This is a genomic window from Ruegeria sp. BG6 (assembly GCF_056538465.1).
Genome location: NZ_JBQFTB010000006.1, coordinates 93,377 through 110,453, shown reverse-complemented (window position 1 = coordinate 110,453; position 17,077 = coordinate 93,377). Strand labels below are relative to the sequence as shown.

The window sequence follows — 17,077 nt, the reverse complement described above, 5'->3', positions numbered from 1 at the left end:
ATCGGCGGGGGTCTCCCTTGCAAGACTGTGATGGGCTTACGCCAACATGCCAGTCGAGTCCTCATTGCCCGCCTCCCAGATCAAGGCCCTGAATGAAGGCACTGATTTCATCAGTCATGTCCTGAAACCGTGACCGTTCGCTGACATAAAGATAGACCTGCCTTTTGTCTGCAAGGTCCGAAATGGGCCGGAAGGCCGTCGCCTCGGGGATGAACCGGGCAACGGTTTGCGGAAGGACCGTCACCCATCTGCCTGTGCGGACCATCGTTACAAGCGAGTGTGTGTTGTGGATGGTGACATCCGCACTTTCGATGGCCTGCACAAATCGCGGCGAGCGGATCAGTCCGCACAATGCGTTCCGGATAAACGGAGCCGAGGTAACATCATCGATTGTTGGTGCGACTTCAGCTTTGATCAACGGATGATCCGACGCGCAAACCAATCCGAACAGGTCTTCAAACAGGGCAATCGCCCGGAACCCGTTCAGTGCGTGGTGGCCCGAGGCAATTCCGATATCAGCCTTGCCCTCGACCAGCGCATCAAGCACCTGCTGAGTATCCGTATCGCGCAGTTCGATCTTTAAGCCCGGAAACCCCTGCGTCATATGCGCCAGCGCCGCCGGGAAAACCAGCGCCGCAACCGACGGGACCGAAACGATCCGCAACAGGCCGTGTTCGGCATCCGCTGCCGCTTCGATGTTCTGCACGGTTTGATCGAATTGACGAACCTGTTTCAGTGCAAGCTCGAATACCTGCTGCCCCAAAGGTGAAAGACGGTTCTTGCGCTCGCCCTCGAACAGTTTTTTGCCGAGGTGTTCCTCAAATTGCTTCAATGTCATCGACACGGCGGATTGCGTCCGCCCAAGCCTGTCGGCGGCTTCATTCAGCTGACCGGTTTGGGCAACGGTGCAAAAACACCGCAAGGTTTCGATCTTAATTGCCATAGTTCATAATTCCTGAAGCTTTCTTCATTTATTTGAGTTTGACTGATGTTGCTGCAAAAAGCCATCCTGTCAGAAATCCTGTTTTTCGACTCTGGGGCGCATTGTGACCAAACTGAACCTGATCGCCGGCGAATGGCTGGCGGGAGAAAGCGAAATTGAAAACCGCAACCCTTCGGACCTGAGCGATCTGGTCGGCATGTTCGCGCAGGCCAGCCCGGACCAGTTGGACGCGACACTGGATCAGGCGCGCGTTGCGCAGGCCGAATGGGAGGCCTATCTGCCGGAGCGCAAGCAAGCCGTTCTGATGAATATCGGGAATGAGCTGATGTCGCGCGCCGAAGAGTTGGGCACGCTGCTATCACGAGAGGAAGGCAAACCGCTTGCCGAGGGCAAAGGCGAGGTCTATCGCGCAGGCCAGTTCTTTACCTATTACGCCGCAGAATGCCTGCGTCAGATCGGTGAAAATGCAGACAGTGTCCGGCCGGGTGTCGAGATTGACGTACGCCGCGAAGCTGTTGGTGTTGTGGCGATCATCAGCCCGTGGAATTTCCCAACCGCGACCGCTTCGTGGAAGATTGCCCCGGCGCTGTGTTATGGCAACGCGGTTGTCTGGAAGCCCGCGAACATCACCCCGGCCTCGGCTGTGGCCCTGACCGAAATCATCGAACGGCAGGACATACCCAAGGGTCTGTTCAGCCTTGTCATGGGTTCAGGCCGATCCATTGGCCAACGACTGGTGGAAAGCCCAAAGGTCAACGCTATCTCGTTCACCGGTTCGGTTCCGGTCGGCAAGGGCATCGCTGCTGCCGCCATCCAGAACCTGACCAAGGTACAGATGGAGATGGGGTCCAAGAACGCTCTGGCGGTGATGGATGACGCTGATCTGGATCTGGCCGTCACACTGGCGCTTGGCGGCGCTTTTGGGGGCACCGGTCAGAAATGCACTGCGTCTTCGCGTCTGGTCGTTCATGCCGGTGTGCATGATGCGTTTGTCGAAAAGCTCGTGGCCGGTGCGAAGGCCTTGAAGGTCGGCCATGCCCTGCAGGATGGGGTGCAGATGGGGCCGGTTGTCAGTCAGCAGCAGCTCAAGGAAAACCTGAGCTATGTGGAGCTTGGCAAATCCGAAGGCGCTGAGCTTGCCTGTGGTGGCCAGTTGCTCGACATGCCGCATGACGGGTTCTACATGTCCCCCGGCGTGTTCCTGAACACGACCAACGATTTGCGCATCAACCGTGAGGAAATGTTCGCGCCCCTGACCAGCGTCATCAAAGTCGGCAGCTATGACGAAGCGTTGAGCGTGGTGAACGACACCAATTTTGGCCTGACCTCGGGTATTGTGACCAAGTCGCTGGCCCGCGCCACACACTTCCGCCGCAATGCACGTACCGGTGTTGTCACGGTCAACCTGCCCACCGCCGGAACCGACTATCACGTGCCTTTTGGCGGGCGCGGCGACAGCTCGTATGGCCCGCGTGAACAGGGCAAGGCGGCGGCCGAATTCTACACCACCGTCAAAACAGCCTATATCAGCGCGGGTCCCGTCTGATGCGGATTGACGGGCTGCAATACGCCAACTGGTCGGAAAAGATTTTTCGCCAACTGCGCGAAGGTGGTGTGGACGCGATCCACGTCACCATTTCGTATCACGAGAACTTTCGCGAAACGGTTCTGAACTTTGAAAAGTGGAACCGCTGGTTCGAGCAGTATCCGGACCTGATCATGAAAGGCCGTTGGGCCAGCGACATCGACACAGCCCGCGATACCGGCCGGACGGCAGTGTTCTTCGGATTTCAGAACCCCAGCCCCATCGAGGACGATATCGGGCTGGTGGAAATCCTGCATGACCTTGGTGCGCGGTTCATGCAACTGACGTACAACAACCAGTCCCTTCTGGCGACCGGCTGTTACGAGGCCGAAGACACCGGTATTACCCGCATGGGCAAACAGGTCATCAAAGAGATGAACCGCGTAGGCCTTGTGGTCGACATGAGCCATTCGGCAGACCGGTCGACCATCGAGGCCGCCGAACTGTCCGAGCGTCCCATTGCCATCACTCACGCCAATCCGCACGAATGGTCTCCGGCCCTGCGCAACAAGCGCGCGGAGGTTATTCGTGCGGTGACGGAAAATGGTGGGATGCTCGGCTTTTCGGTCTACCCTCATCACCTGAAAGACAAATCCGCATGCACGATTGAAAGTTTCTGTGAGATGATCGCGCGTACCGCCGACACATACGGCGTTCAGCATCTGGGGATCGGCACCGATCTGTGCCAGGACCAGCCCGACAGTGTGGTCGAATGGATGCGTGTAGGGCGCTGGACGAAAGAGATCGATTACGGCGAAGGCTCGGCCAGCAATCCCGGCTTTCCGCCGATGCCGGACTGGTTCCGCGACAATCGCGATTTCGGCAACATCGAGGCCGGATTGCGTACCGTCGGCATGAGCGAAGACGAAATTGCCGGTATCATGGGCGGTAACTGGTATCGGTTCTTTGATGAAAGCTTCGGACCCCAACACACATGACACCCCCCGCCCCTCATATCGCGCGACGTGATCCTGCGAAGGTGATGCGCCTTTCCCGCCTGGGCTCGCTGCATCAATGTCGCCTCAGCTTCATGCGGCAACTGACGCGGCGCATGGCGGAGGAGGCCTGGGTTTTCTCTCGCCCGGTCTTTGAGATTGATGACAACGGTGTCGGCCATGCGGTTTATACCGCTTGCGGACCCGAGCGCGCGTATTCTCTGGTCGCGTTTGCCCATGACCTGCCGCCCGAACAACGCTCGGACCGGGTGATTGCCGAGGCGTGGGATGCCACTTTCACACTGTTTGACGGGGTTCCGACGTCCGAGGATATCGCGCGACTGTCAAGGAATGTCCCGCTGCAAGAGGCGGGGCGCGTCAGCGAAAGCGAACTTTCCCTGTCGCGGGCCAACCGGTCCGTTCGCTTGTGGGCCCATGTTGTCGACAGTCTTGCCGCCGGACAACAGCCCGAGCTGGAGCAGATTTACAAGGTCGGCTATCTGATGCGGACCACGGCGGTTTACGGTTCCGGTAAGTTCGGCGCGGCGGATCGCGAGATAACGGCAGATCGTTCCGAAGTCAGCGGTCCGTTCCAGATCGAGATGCTGTCAGTCTACCTGACCCGGGTTTTTGTGCGCGATCTGGTACAGCATGTGGCGAATGTCAAAGGTAATGGACAGGCTGCGGTGCTTGACCCGCAAATCGCACGCTGGCTGGGCATCGGCAATTCCACAGGGTTGGGAATGGCGCCGTTTATCGTCAACCATCCGATCCTGTTCAACAACTGGATCATGGCACGGGAAGAGGCCATCGCCCGCGTACGCGGCATCGAAACTGCATCCAGCGACGAAGTTCAAAAATTCCTGAACATCTTTGACCGCAGCATGCTGTCGACCTCATGGTGGCGGTCGGATCACCCGATACAGATTGAAAAACTGGCGACTCTGAACGCTGATCTGAAGGCCATCTCGGACTATCTGGAACAGGATGACCTGATGCAGAACCAACCCTGGGACCGGCTTGTGCGCTGGTCAGAGAACACGCTCAGCGAAGAAGGTCAGGAACTGGTCGTCTCGCTGATCATGGAACCCTACCCCGAGCTTGTGGATGGATTGGCAAGCTGCATGGCCGACAGCAACACGCAGGCGCATCTGATCGACGGCGCGATGACGGTGAAACAGGTCCGTTCGCTGATCCGCGAAAGCTTTGACTGGGCACTGGATGTTGATTGGACCAACCCGCAGAATTGCGCCCGGGCCTGGTATGTCTCGGAAGAAAAGCTGGAACCCAGATTGGGTGAGCGGTTCGAAGAGCCGATCTCGGACTATGAACAACCGCTGGCACCAGCACGTGATGCGGCACTTGCCTGCCAGCAGCTTGCCAGTTGGCAGGACAACGCACCCATCGCTGAGTTTCTGCTGCAACACCCGGAACACCGGCATACGGTTCGACGGGCTCAGATGTCATGCGTCGCGCCCTACGGCGAAATCCGTGACAACACGATCAGTGCAGATGTTCTGCCCATCGACATGTTGCGTGCCAAACTTTCGTTTTTCGGAGCAACCCATTTCGATCCGCGGTCAGACCGATGGGTTCGCATCTGCATGTATTCAGGCGCGCCCTACCCCGAGGAATTGACCCCTCAAACGGCGGATCTGTGGGTTTACCCGGAGGCCGTGGAATGAGCTATTCCCTGAACGAGGTTGAGGCCACGGCCAAACGGGCCGCACGCGGCGCGGGCTACAGTTGGGGACTGGCCGAGGAAGCCGGCAAGGCAACACGCTGGCTATGCGCGCAGGGGCTGGACGGTACCGGAACGCTGGCGCGGCTGCTGGAACAAGAAACGATCCGGTCAGGCGAACGCGGTCCGTGTCCCCTTTCAAACGGCGCATACCTGTCCGACAGCGCGCATATTCTGAAGTCGGACCCTATAGTATTGCGGCAAGTCGAGTGCCCACTGCTTCTGGTGCCGTTTGCGGCCTATGCCGCACGTCGACTGGATACTTGTATTGCAATCACCTGCGATGGCGCTGAGATTGTTACTGACGGAACTGTTGTTTCAACCTCCGATGCGCTGCCCAATCGTGCCGATCACGTTGAAATCCGTCCAAGCGGCGATTTGACCAGCATCGCGCCACAGCAATCCCGCGCCACCCCCAACCCAGGGGAATGGGAGACCCTGAACAGGTTTGCCCACCGCACCTACGCCCCCGCCACCGAAGCCTCCCGCCTGTTGGGTGCTGGTGCCGGGCTTTCCGACAATGACTGAAGAGAAACCCATGATCGAAACCCGCACCCTGACCCTCGCAGAAATCGAAGATCTGGCCTTTCGCGCGCTTGTCGCTGCGGGCACCACCGAGGCCAACGCCCGCCCGCTGGCAGTGGCCACCGCTGCAACCGAAGCGGATGGCGTTGCCAGCCACGGCCTCGCCTATATCCCGATTTATTGCGAGCATGTGCAGTGCGGCAAGGTGGATGGTCAGGCCGAGCCTGTTCTGACCCGCCCGCGCCCAGGTGTCATCAACGTCGACGCGGCGACGGGTTTTGCACATTCCGCCATTGATCTCGGGTTCGAGGCGCTGACAAAGGCTGCGCGCGAGCAGGGCGTGGCAGTGCTTGCAATCCGCAATAGCTATAACTGTGGTGTTCTGGGATATCATACATATCGGTTGGCGCAGGCCGGTCTGTTGGGTCTGGGCTTTACCAACGCCCCCGCTTCGATCGCACCATCCGGGGGATCGAAACCTGTGGTTGGCACCAACCCGTTCTCGGTTGCGGTTCCCGGCCCGGACGGGCAGCCATCGCTGCTGATTGATCAGAGCGCCAGCACCATCGCCAAAAGCGAAGTGATGAAACACGCGCGCGAAGGCAAGGCCATTCCCGTCGGCTGGGCGCTGGACCCCGATGGCAACCCGACAACCGACCCCAATGTCGGCCTCAAAGGCTCGATGGCGCCGTCCGGCGGCTACAAGGGCGTGGGCGTTGCATTGCTGACCGAGGTCATGGCCGCGGCGCTGACCGGAGCCACACTGGGCATCCATGCATCGCCGTTTTCGGGTACCGCCGGTGGCCCACCCAAGACAGGCCAGTTCTTTATTGCGATCGATCCCGCCGCCACATCCGGCGACAGTTTCGCCACTGGGATAGGCGCGCTGGTAGATGCAATCAGGGCGCAGTCGGGCGCCCACCTTCCGGGGGACGGTCGCGGCGCGAAGCGTGCTGCGGCAAAGACCGATGGGGTGGCTGTCAATGTTGCCACCCTGGACAAAATCGAAACCTTCCTGAACTGAATCTGGCGGAACATGATCCTCAGGCAATCGCACGGAACTGTTTGAGCTTTGCGAAAGGGTCAAATAAAGAACGTTCGTTTTGTATATGACGAACCGCCGATATGCTGACCCTGATCAGGAATGCCAATCTTTTTACACCCGAGCCCTTTGGGATCGGTCATCTTTTGGTCGCTGCCGGACAGATCGTTTATCTGGGCCGGGACCTGCCTGATCTGGGCAGGCCGTTGCAGGTCGACGTGTTAGATGCCGAAGGCGCGCCGGTTGTGCCCGGTCTGATCGACGGCCATGCCCACATCACGGGTGGGGGCGGCGAAACCGGACCTGCCAGCCGGGTGCCGCCGATGGTATTGTCCTCGTTCACGCGGGCGGGCGTCACCTCGGTCGTTGGGGTTTTGGGGACCGACGATCTGACCCGCAATACGCAAACACTGGTGCAACAGGCCTACGGTCTTCGCGCAGAAGGACTTTCGGCCTGGTGCCACACGGGCGGCTATCACTTCCCGCTGACCACGCTGACCGGGTCCGCCCGTGGCGACATCGTGTTCCTTGACCCTGTCATCGGTGTCGGTGAACTGGCGATCAGCGATCATCGCTCCAGCCAGCCGACACTGGACGAGTTCCTGCGCATTGCCAGCGAGGCGCATGTTGCAGGGTTGATGACAGCCAAGGCCGGGATCGTTCATTGCCATATGGGGGATGGCGTGCGAGGGCTTTCGATGCTGGAACAGGCGATCGAGACCAGTGAAATTCCGGCCCGGGTTTTCAATCCGACCCATGTCAACCGCAACAAGCCGCTGTTCGAACAGGCCGTCGCCCTTGCCCGTCATGGCTGTTTCATTGATGCCACGGCATTTCCCTGCGCGCATGTCGATCCGGGCATTTCCGCTGCCGAAGCCTATGTTCAGTTTCGTGATGCCGGCGGGCGGACAGACCGCTTCACCATCAGCTCCGATGGTGGCGGCTGCCTGCCCGCGTTCGACCATGAGGGCAATCTGACCCGTTTTGGCGTTGGCCTGTCTGACACATTGCCCGAAACGCTGGCCGAGATAGTGGGCATGGGCGTACCTCTGGATGAGGCTCTGCGCCCTTTGACATCAAATGTCGCCGACCTGCTGAAATTACGTGGAAAAGGCCGATTGAGCGCCGGAAAAGACGCCGATCTGGTGGTTCTTGACGAAAACCTTGGCATACGGCATGTGATGGCGCGGGGGGAATGGCATGTCCGCGGCGCCCAGATAGCCCGGCGCGGCATGTATGAACAGATATAAGCGCCTGTGCGGCCCCCGGCGGCTGCCCCGCTTCAGGACGAAGAAGGTAATCTTGACATGTGCCCTGCACCCGTTGATGCAGACACCCCTCGCGGGTTCATCATTCCGATTGGTGGCGGCGAAGACCGCGTGAAGGAAATGCAGATCCACCGCAAGTTCGTGGAGCTGTCAGGCGGCGCGGATGCCGACATCGTTGTGATCCCGACCGCCTCGATGCTGGAAGAGACCGGGCCGGACTATAACCGCATCTTTTCCGAGCTTGGCGCGGGTCAGGTCGAATTCCTGCCCATCTCGCGCCGCGCCGACTGTGACAACCCCGATTACGCCGGAATGCTGGACCGGGCGACCGGCATTTTCATGACTGGTGGCAACCAGTTGCGCCTGTCCGCGATTCTCGGCGGAACGCTGGTGGCGCAGAAAATCCGCCGCCGGAATGCGGCGGGCGCGCCGGTTGCCGGAACCTCTGCCGGGGCGTCGATCATGTCCGAACATATGGTCGCCGGAGGCAGCAGCAACTCGGCCCCCGCCGAAGGCAACATCACGCTTGCACCGGGCATGGGCCTGACCAACGCGGTGATCATCGACCAGCATTTTACCCAGCGCAATCGGCTGGGGCGCCTTCTAACCGCCTCATCTTTCAATCCTTTTCTGATCGGCCTTGGAATTGACGAGGACACCGCCGCCTTTATCGGCCCCGACAACGTCCTTGAGGTTGTTGGCAGCGGCACGGTCACGGTCGTGGATGCCAGCCATCTGACGCATTCCTCGATGTGGGATGCACGCCGGGGCGAAGCGCTGAGCCTTTTGGGTCTTCGGCTTGACGTTCTGGGCGAAGGGTGCCGTTATGACCTGATGGCTCGCCAGGCTTTTCCGCCAGATGAGCATATGGCGTTCTGCACCTTGCCCGATTTGTCCGGCGATGAGGACGCCTCCGGGGGGAAATGAACAATTAATATACGAGGAGCCTTATGAAAATAATCTCTACCAATGTCTTCGTCGGTCCGAACGTCTGGGCAAGCTTTCCGGTTATTCGACACGTCATTGATCTGGGATTGTTGGAAGATTGGCCCTCGGCCCGAATAGGCCCCGAATTCATCGACGCATTGGTCGCGGCCCTCCCCGGCCTTGCCGAGCATGGCTGTTCCTACCGCGAGCCCGGCGGCTTTATCCGCCGTCTACGCGAGGATGAAGGCACCTGGCTGGGTCACGTGCTGGAACATTGCGCCATCGAGGTTCAGAACGTGGCCGGCACGGATGTGACATTTGGCCGGACGCGGGGCACTGGCGAACCCGGCCAGTACAATATGGTCTACGAATATCGCCAGCGCGACGTGGGACTTGATGCCGGGAAACTGGCCATGCGCCTGCTGATGCACCTGCTGCCGCAAAACCTCAAGGAAGCCCTGGACTATGATTTCGATCCCGATTTCGATTGGGACGACGAGTTGCGCAGCTTTGTTCTGCGTGCCCAACGCAAGGAATTCGGTCCCTCGACCGGGTCGTTGGTCAAGGCCGCCGAAGAACGTGACATTCCATGGATCCGCCTGAACGAAGGATCGCTGGTTCAGTTCGGGCATGGCAAGTATCAGCGACGCATTCAGGCGACCATCACGTCCGAGACCAAACATATCTCGGTCGAGATTTCCTGCGACAAGGAAGATACCCACAATCTGCTGAACGATCTGGGCCTGCCGGTGCCGCAACAGCGCATGGTCTATTCGGCCCGCGAAGCCGCGAAAGCAGCTGGCCGGATCGGATTTCCGGTGGTGGTCAAACCGCTGAATGCCAATCACGGCCGCGGAGTATCGATCAATCTGAACTCGGAATCCGAGGTCGAGGCCGGTTTTGCCGAGGCCAAGGAACACTCGCGAAGCCGCGCCATTCTGGTTGAAAGCTTCATTACAGGATTTGATCACCGGATGCTGGTGGTCAACAACAAGCTGGTCGCCGTCGCCAAACGGGTTCCGGGTCATGTGATGGGGGATGGCAAGCATACGATTGCGGAACTGGTCGCCATCGTGAACCAGGATCCGCGCCGGGGCATCGGGCACGAAAAAGTGCTGACCATGCTGGAAATCGACAATCAGGCCAAACGCCTGATGGAAAACGCCGGTGTGACCGAAGAAACCGTTTTGCCGGAAGGAGAGGTTTTCTATTTGCGCTCTACCGCGAACCTGTCCACAGGCGGCACGGCCATCGACCTGACCGATGTGGTTCATCCCGACAACCGCGACATGGCTGAACGCGCCATCATGGCGGTTGGGCTGGATGTGGGCGGTGTCGATTTTCTGATCGACGACATCACCAAGTCCTACAAGGATATCGGCGGCGCGATTGTCGAGGTGAACGCAGCCCCCGGATTCCGGATGCATGTGGCCCCGTCCGAAGGCCAACCGCGCGATGTTGCCGGTCGGGTGATCGACATGCTGTTCCCGGTCGGGGACAAGACACGCATCCCCATTGCGGCGATCACGGGAACCAACGGGAAAACCACAACATCGCGGATGCTGAACCATATCATGAAAACCAGCGGCAAGACCGTTGGCATGACCTCGACCGACGGGGTCTATGTGGATGGCAAGCTGAGCGTCAAGGGCGACATGACCGGGCCCAAGTCGGCCCAGATCGTGCTGCGCGATCCGATGGTCGATTTCGCCGTGATGGAGACCGCGCGTGGCGGGCTGGTGCGTTCGGGCCTGGGCTATCAACGCTCGAACGTTGCCGCCTGTCTGAACGTATCGGCCGACCATCTGGGGCTGGGTGGCATCAACACGGTCGAAGAGCTTGCCGTGGTGAAACGCGTCGTGGTGGAAAGCGCCACGGATACGGCCGTTCTGAACGCCGACGACATCAACTGCCTGAAGATGGCGGATTATGCCGGGGCAAGTCAGATCTTCTATGTCACGACCAATCCCGGCCACAGTCTTGTGAAAGAACATATCAAGGAAGGCGGCAAGGCCATCGTGCTGGAAAAAGGCATGAACGGCGACATGCTGACCATCTACGACAATGGCCTGCATATCCCCGTGCTCTGGTCGCACCTGATCCCGGCGACACTGGAAGGCAAGGCGATCTTCAACGTGCAGAACGCCATGTTTGCTGCCGCCATGGCCTATAGTTTTGGCGTTGATCTGGACAACATCCGCCACGGGCTGCGGACCTTTGACACCAGCTATTTCCAGGCACCGGGGCGGATGAACGTTTATGACGAACATCCGTTCAAGGTAATCCTGGATTATGGCCACAACCCCGCCGCCCTGAAGGCAATGGCGGCGCTGGCCGACCAGCTAGAGATCAAGGGCCGCAGGCTGTGCGTCGTATCGATGCCCGGTGACCGTCGTGACGAGGACGTCGAGGATGCGGGCGCGGCGCTGGCCGGTCATTTTGACCACTTCATCTGCAAGGCTGACGACCGCCGCCGCGGACGCGGGCATGACGAAATTCCTCAGATGCTGCGGCAGGCGTTGATTGCAGGCGGCACGCCGGATGAGGCGATCACAATCATCCCTGATGAGGTCGAAGCGGTGACGGCGGGTCTTGAAATGGCAGCTCCCGGCGATCTGCTGGTGATATTCGGCGACGACACCACCCGCTGCTGGAAACAGATCATCTACTTCAATTCGGATGGCGACGCACCTGAAGCTGAAGCAATCGGAAAGCCTGCCCCTGTTGAGACCTCTTTCGAGGACATATTCGACAGCGATCAGGCCCTGATCCGGGACGAGCGCGGCGTGCGTCTGGCCCGCGAAATCAGCGAAGACGCGGATTGAGCCGAGGGCACCGGAATGGACAGAATTGAAGAGCTTGAGACCGCGCTGACCATCCCCAGCGCGACCAGTGACGCGTTTCGGGTAGACGATGCGCGCCGGCTGACCGGGCCCGGGTTGCTCTGGGATCACCCGGGCGCAATCATGGACGTCTTTTTTGACCAGGAGCAGTCTTCGCGTGTCATTGAGCTGTGGCAGCATCATGCACGTCGTGTGCTGGATGCTCTCGGCTGGCACCAGGAAAAGCTGACATATCGGGTATTCACCGGCGGCGTGAACCTTGCGATTTCAGCGCCGATGGATCAGCTATATTCAGCGATCTTTGCGGTCCAGACCGCATGGCATTTCTGTGCCGCGGCGCTCGTCGGGGAAACACCCGGCGATTTCGACAAGATGATCGCCGACGTCCGCGACGTCATGGCCAAAGAGGCAAATCCGGCCCTGATCGCCCTGATCCAGGCGGCCTCGACGCGGGGCGTCGATATCCTGTGTGACGACGACGACATTTCGATCGGACACGGGGTCGGAAGCCGGACCTGGGCCTGGAACGCTCTGCCTGCGCCTGATGAAGTCGAGTGGGACGCCTTGCACAACATCCCCGTCGCCTTCATCACCGGAACCAATGGCAAGACCACAACGACCCGGCTGCTTGAGGCGATCGCCCGGGCGGCGGGCAAGGTTGCCGGGCTGACCTCGACCGAGTTTGTCCGCGTCGGCGACGACATCCTCGACCGTGGTGATTATTCCGGCCCCGGCGGAGCGCGCATGCTGCTGCGCGACCGGCGGCTTGAAGTCGCCTGTCTGGAGGTTGCCCGTGGTGGAATCCTGCGCCGGGGTCTTCCAACCCATGCGGCCTCGGCTGCGGCTGTCACAAATGTCGCCAATGATCATCTGGGGCAGTACGGCGTCAACACGGTTCCGGAGTTGGCGCAGGCCAAGTTCGCCGTGCACCGCACCCTTAAGAAAGATGGCGTTCTGGCCCTGAACGCGGATGACGCGTATGTCCGGGATGAGGCACTGAACACGTCCTGCAGGATCTGGTGGTTCTCGCTGGACCAGAAAAACGCACTGATCCAACAATCCCGCGAGCAAGGACATTGTTGTGCCTTCCTGCGGGACGAGATGATTGTGTTCTTCGATGGCTCCACGGAACAACCGGTGATTTCGGTTCACGATATACCGCTCGCCATGGGTGGGGCTGCCAGGTACAATATTCTCAACGCAATGACTGCGCTGTGTCTGGCCCGCGCACTCGATATCCCGATGCAGGCCATTCGCGCCGGATTGTCCGGGTTCAAGCCAGACGCCAAAGATAATCCTGGCCGGTGCAACGAGTTTTCACATAACGGCGCCCGCGTCTTTGTCGATTTTGCGCATAACCCGCATTCGGTCGCAGCGGTGTGCGAGGCTTTGTCCGGACTTCCGGCCAAGCGCCGCTTCATACTGCTAAGCCATGCCGGGGACCGGTCAGATCAGGACATCATCGATGTCACGCAAACGGCCTTGCGGTTCCAGCCGGATGTGATCGTCGCCGCCGAGCTTGAGGGCTATCTGCGGGGACGCAACCTTGGTGAGATTCCAAAGCTGATTAAGCAGGCGGCAATGAACAACGGTCTTCGGGATGAGCAGATCCTGAGCGCGCCTTCCCCGACCGAGGCGAGCAGGACAATACTGGATCAGATCGAACCGGGCGATCTTGCCCTGTTGCTGGTCCTGTCCGAGCGCGAGCAAGTCTTAAAATTGCTGGAAAACTGAACCCCTACGCTGAATCCGAGGACCTCGGGCGGTGAAACTCGAGCACCGCCCTGCCCAGCCCATCCGATTGTCCTGCCAATAATTCTGTATTGACGCATGCCCGGGTCTGAGGCACTTAGCTAGAAGATGGTTCCCGAAGGAAGACCCGAGGGATGAAAAGGGAATACGGTGCGGCCCTGAAGGCCAAGTCCGTAACTGCCCCCGCAACTGTAAGCGGTGAGCGACGCCAAACACCCACTGGCCGAATGGGCCGGGAAGGAAGGCCAAGCAAGGACCCGCGAGTCAGGAGACCTGCCATCAGTGTTCAACCAACCCAGGGCGGGGCGCCCTGGAAGGAGGCTTAGATGGCACGTCAGTCACGTGTTTACATGATCAGCACCTTCTGTCCGCGCTTGGCAACAAGTGGAGCGGACCATGTCAGACGCCACTGATCATATTCTTCTGATCTGTTCGACATGCAACGGTGATTTGTCTGCGGACAAAATACGCTCTTCTTTGTCAGATGCGCTACCTTCCCGGTTTGCCATTCGCTCGGTCGATTGCATGGCCGGGTGCGCGCGGCCGACAACCGTAGGGTTTCAGGCCACCGGCAAAGCCCAATACCTGTTCGGTGACATCCGGACCCCGCATGACATCGCGGCCTTGGCCGAATTCGCGTTGCAATATCAGAACAGTGCCGATGGATGGACCTGCGCGTCCGACAGGCCGAGCGCTCTTTTTGGCAAAACCCTTTCCCGTTTGCCCCGAATGATTTTGGAGGAGCCTTCATGACGACCTCTGCATTTCTTGCCGTGCGTGACGTCGAATACTATGCGCTGAATGGTGATGTTCTGCTGCAAGCAGCGTCTTTCGAACTGGAAGAAGGCGCAATCCTTGCAATTGCCGGACCGAACGGGGCCGGGAAGACGACGCTTCTGAACCTGTTGTGCGGCACGGCCGAACTGGTGCTGGGCGACGTTTTGATCAATGGGCGCAGCCTGAAACACACGCCCGCCAACCAGCGCGCCCGAATGATCGCTGTTGTCAGCCAGCACGAACTGCCGGATAGCAGACTATCTTTGCGGGAATATGTGGCCTTGGGGCAAATCCCGATCCGGGCTGACCGGTCGAAAGAGGGCCACGCCGCCGAACTGGACAGGGTTTTGAACCTGACAGGTCTGTGTGATCTGGCGGACAAACGAATGGGCGTACTTTCCGGGGGTGAACGTCAACGTGCGCATATCGCACGCGCGCTGGCACAGAACCCTTCGCTTTTGTTTCTGGACGAACCGACAAACCATCTGGACCCCGACGCCAAGGGGCGGATGCTGTCGCTGGTTGCCGAGTTGGGCATCACGGTGGTCATGATCGTCCACGACCTCGTCATGATCCCCGAATTCGCCACCCATGTGGCCATGATGAAATCCGCGCGGCTCACGGGCTTTGGTCCCGTGGCCGATGTGCTGACCTCGGACCAGGTCCGGGAAACCTTTGGCGTCGACTACCTGTACTTTCACCATGAGGGCCGCGTGATTCCGGCGCTGGATATCCGAAAAACCTCGGTCTCAAACTAACCCTAGGAGCATCTTTGAATGAAACAGATCTGGTCGGTGGTCCTGACCACAGCCCTGGCAGGCGGTGCGTCGGCACAAGAAATTGCCGTCGACAATTGCGGCAAGCCGCTGGTTTTTGAAACTGCACCCGAGCGGATTGTCGTGCACGATATGAACATGACCGACATGGCCTTTGCGCTGGGTCTGCAGGACAAGATCGTCGGGCTGACCGGCATCACCGGATGGTACAAGACCAGCCCGGAATTCGATACGCTGCGCGGCGACATTCCCGAGCTTGCGCCCAAATACCCAACGGTCGAGAACCTTGTGGCCGTCGAACCCGACATGTTCTTCGCGGGCTGGTATTACGGGATGAAGCCGGGCGGAGACGTGACTCCTGACACGCTGGAACCCTTTGGCATCAAGACCTTGATCCTGTCCGAAAGCTGCGTGCATCTGGACAAGGACCGCCCCGAAGCCAGCATGAACCTGCTGTTTGATGACGTTCTGCGCCTGGGCCAGGTCATGCAGGTCGAAGACAAGGCGAAGGAACTGGTTGATGGTTGGAAAGAAGAACTGACCGAGATCGAAACCCGGACCGCCGATCTGCCCAAACCGCGCGTTTTCCTTCTAGATGGTCCCGCTGATGCGCCCTTCACCGCGGGCAAGTTTGCCATTCCCGATGCGATGATTTCCGCAGCGGGCGGTGAAAACGTGACCCATGACATGGATACAAGCTGGGGCCGCACCTCGTGGGAAACGGTGGCGGCCGCCAACCCCGAATTTCTGGTGCTGCTGGATTACCAGACCGGCAACGGCGCCGAGGATACCTTCAAATTTCTGCAGGAGCATCCGGTGATGTCCCAGACCGATGCCGTCAAGAATGAAGCCTGGATTGGCCTGCGGTACGAGGAACTGACCCCGGGACCGGCAAATATCGAGGCGATCCTGAAAATGGCGCAGGCCATGCATCCGGATCTCAACTGATATGGGCCGACTTGGCCTGACACTCCTGCTGGGGGCGGTCGTTCTGGCCGCCCTTTTGCTGATCTCAACCATCTACGGCACCACATCCATTCCGGTTTCCGACACGTTCACCGCTGTCTTGCTGGGAACAGGTCTGAGTGACGGGGACATGTCGCCGTTGCACCGGATCGTGTTTGATTTGCGCCTGCCGCGCGCCCTGTTCGCGGCCGTAATCGGCGCCGGGTTGGGCATCGTCGGCGTGGTCCTGCAAACCACAACGCGCAACGATCTTGCTGATCCGTTCCTGTTCGGCCTGTCCTCGGGTGCGGCGGCCGGCGCCGTGTTCGTGATCACCGTGACAGGCGACGTGCTGGGCTTCTGGACCCTGCCGTTGGCCGCGTTCTGCGGCGGGCTTGTGGCTTCGGGCATCGTGCTGGCGCTGGTTCACGGTTTACGCACAAGCGCGCCCGAAAAACTGATCCTGGCAGGTCTTGCGGTTTCGTTCCTGTTCTCGGCCATCACCAACTACCTGATTTTTGCAGGCGACAGCCGCGCCGCGCATTCCGTGATTTTCTGGATGCTGGGCGGTCTGGGCCTGGCCCGCTGGGAGACGTTTCCGCTGGTCTGCGCAGGCCTGCTTCTGATCCTGAGCTTTTCTCTCTACCGCAGCCGCTGGCTAGACGCGTTGCTGACCGGCGATCTTACTGCCTCAACCCTCGGCGTACCCGTGCGCGGACTGCGGTTCAGCATGTTCTTTGTTGCGGCGCTGGCAACGGCGGTGTTCGTCTCGGTCGCTGGTGTCATCGGTTTCGTCGGTCTGATGGTCCCTCACATCGCCCGCGGAATCGCGGGGCCGCTGCATGGCCATCTGCTGCCGACCGCAGCTCTCGTCGGCGCGGCATTGCTGACGGGCTCGGATATTATCAGCCGTTTGTTGCTGGCCCCGCAGGAATTGCCTGTCGGGATCGTGACAACCTCAATCGGATCGGCGTTCGTGTTCCTGCTCCTGTTCAGGACCAGAGCCCGCTGACCGGAC

14 protein-coding genes and 1 riboswitch are annotated in these 17,077 nt (G+C 59.7%); of the genes, 13 read left to right on the top strand and 1 reads right to left on the bottom strand.

Translation table 11 applies throughout. The features are described from left to right. Nucleotides 1-61: 61 nt before the first annotated feature. Nucleotides 62-943, bottom strand: a complete 882-nt coding sequence (locus ACR0JW_RS12640; protein WP_170680981.1) for a LysR family transcriptional regulator — start codon at nt 941-943, stop codon at nt 62-64. Nucleotides 944-1,046: 103 nt separating this feature from the next. Between ACR0JW_RS12640 and ACR0JW_RS12635 the strand changes: the two genes are divergently transcribed. The 13 genes from ACR0JW_RS12635 (at nt 1,047) to ACR0JW_RS12575 (ending at nt 17,071) form a co-directional block, all read left to right on the top strand. Beyond that, on the top strand, nt 1,047-2,489 hold the full coding sequence (locus ACR0JW_RS12635) for an aldehyde dehydrogenase family protein (protein WP_170680983.1): 1,443 nt from the start codon (nt 1,047-1,049) through the stop codon (nt 2,487-2,489). Beyond that, complete coding sequence (locus tag ACR0JW_RS12630; protein ID WP_170680986.1) at nt 2,489-3,466, top strand: membrane dipeptidase; 978 nt, start codon at nt 2,489-2,491, stop codon at nt 3,464-3,466. Before ACR0JW_RS12635 ends, ACR0JW_RS12630 begins: the two co-directional genes overlap by 1 nt. Then, nucleotides 3,463-5,148, top strand: coding sequence for a hypothetical protein (locus ACR0JW_RS12625; protein WP_170680988.1), 1,686 nt, complete (start codon nt 3,463-3,465; stop codon nt 5,146-5,148). Before ACR0JW_RS12630 ends, ACR0JW_RS12625 begins: the two co-directional genes overlap by 4 nt. After that, nucleotides 5,145-5,732: a DUF3726 domain-containing protein gene (locus ACR0JW_RS12620; RefSeq protein ID WP_480714016.1), complete on the top strand. Its 588-nt coding sequence runs from the start codon at nt 5,145-5,147 to the stop codon at nt 5,730-5,732. The genes ACR0JW_RS12625 and ACR0JW_RS12620 overlap by 4 nt, the downstream gene beginning before the upstream one ends. Before the next feature lie 10 nt (nt 5,733-5,742). After that, nucleotides 5,743-6,753, top strand: a complete 1,011-nt coding sequence (locus ACR0JW_RS12615; protein ID WP_170681140.1) for an Ldh family oxidoreductase — start codon at nt 5,743-5,745, stop codon at nt 6,751-6,753. Between the two features lie 101 nt (nt 6,754-6,854). Beyond that, nucleotides 6,855-8,021: a beta-aspartyl-peptidase gene (gene iadA / locus ACR0JW_RS12610; protein WP_170680991.1), complete on the top strand. Its 1,167-nt coding sequence runs from the start codon at nt 6,855-6,857 to the stop codon at nt 8,019-8,021. Nucleotides 8,022-8,078: 57 nt separating this feature from the next. Beyond that, nucleotides 8,079-8,966: a cyanophycinase gene (locus ACR0JW_RS12605; RefSeq protein ID WP_170680993.1), complete on the top strand. Its 888-nt coding sequence runs from the start codon at nt 8,079-8,081 to the stop codon at nt 8,964-8,966. A 23-nt stretch (nt 8,967-8,989) separates the two neighbouring features. Continuing rightward, entirely contained in the window at nt 8,990-11,791 is a 2,802-nt protein-coding gene (cphA, locus tag ACR0JW_RS12600) for a cyanophycin synthetase (RefSeq protein ID WP_170614807.1), read from the top strand. A 15-nt stretch (nt 11,792-11,806) separates the two neighbouring features. Continuing rightward, a complete protein-coding gene (locus ACR0JW_RS12595; protein WP_170680995.1) occupies nt 11,807-13,543 on the top strand; it encodes a Mur ligase family protein in 1,737 nt (578 codons plus the stop codon). A 110-nt stretch (nt 13,544-13,653) separates the two neighbouring features. Next, nucleotides 13,654-13,856, top strand: a riboswitch (cobalamin riboswitch). Nucleotides 13,857-13,957: 101 nt separating this feature from the next. Then, complete coding sequence (locus tag ACR0JW_RS12590; protein ID WP_170680997.1) at nt 13,958-14,314, top strand: DUF1636 family protein; 357 nt, start codon at nt 13,958-13,960, stop codon at nt 14,312-14,314. After that, a complete protein-coding gene (locus ACR0JW_RS12585) occupies nt 14,311-15,096 on the top strand; it encodes an ABC transporter ATP-binding protein (RefSeq protein ID WP_170680998.1) in 786 nt (261 codons plus the stop codon). The genes ACR0JW_RS12590 and ACR0JW_RS12585 overlap by 4 nt, the downstream gene beginning before the upstream one ends. Nucleotides 15,097-15,114: 18 nt before the next feature. Beyond that, the gene (locus tag ACR0JW_RS12580; protein WP_170681000.1) at nt 15,115-16,062 is read left to right on the top strand and encodes an ABC transporter substrate-binding protein; all 948 of its coding nucleotides are present in this window, start codon (nt 15,115-15,117) and stop codon (nt 16,060-16,062) included. Between the two features lies 1 nt (nt 16,063). Continuing rightward, nucleotides 16,064-17,071: an iron ABC transporter permease gene (locus ACR0JW_RS12575; protein WP_170681002.1), complete on the top strand. Its 1,008-nt coding sequence runs from the start codon at nt 16,064-16,066 to the stop codon at nt 17,069-17,071. Nucleotides 17,072-17,077: the final 6 nt, after the last annotated feature.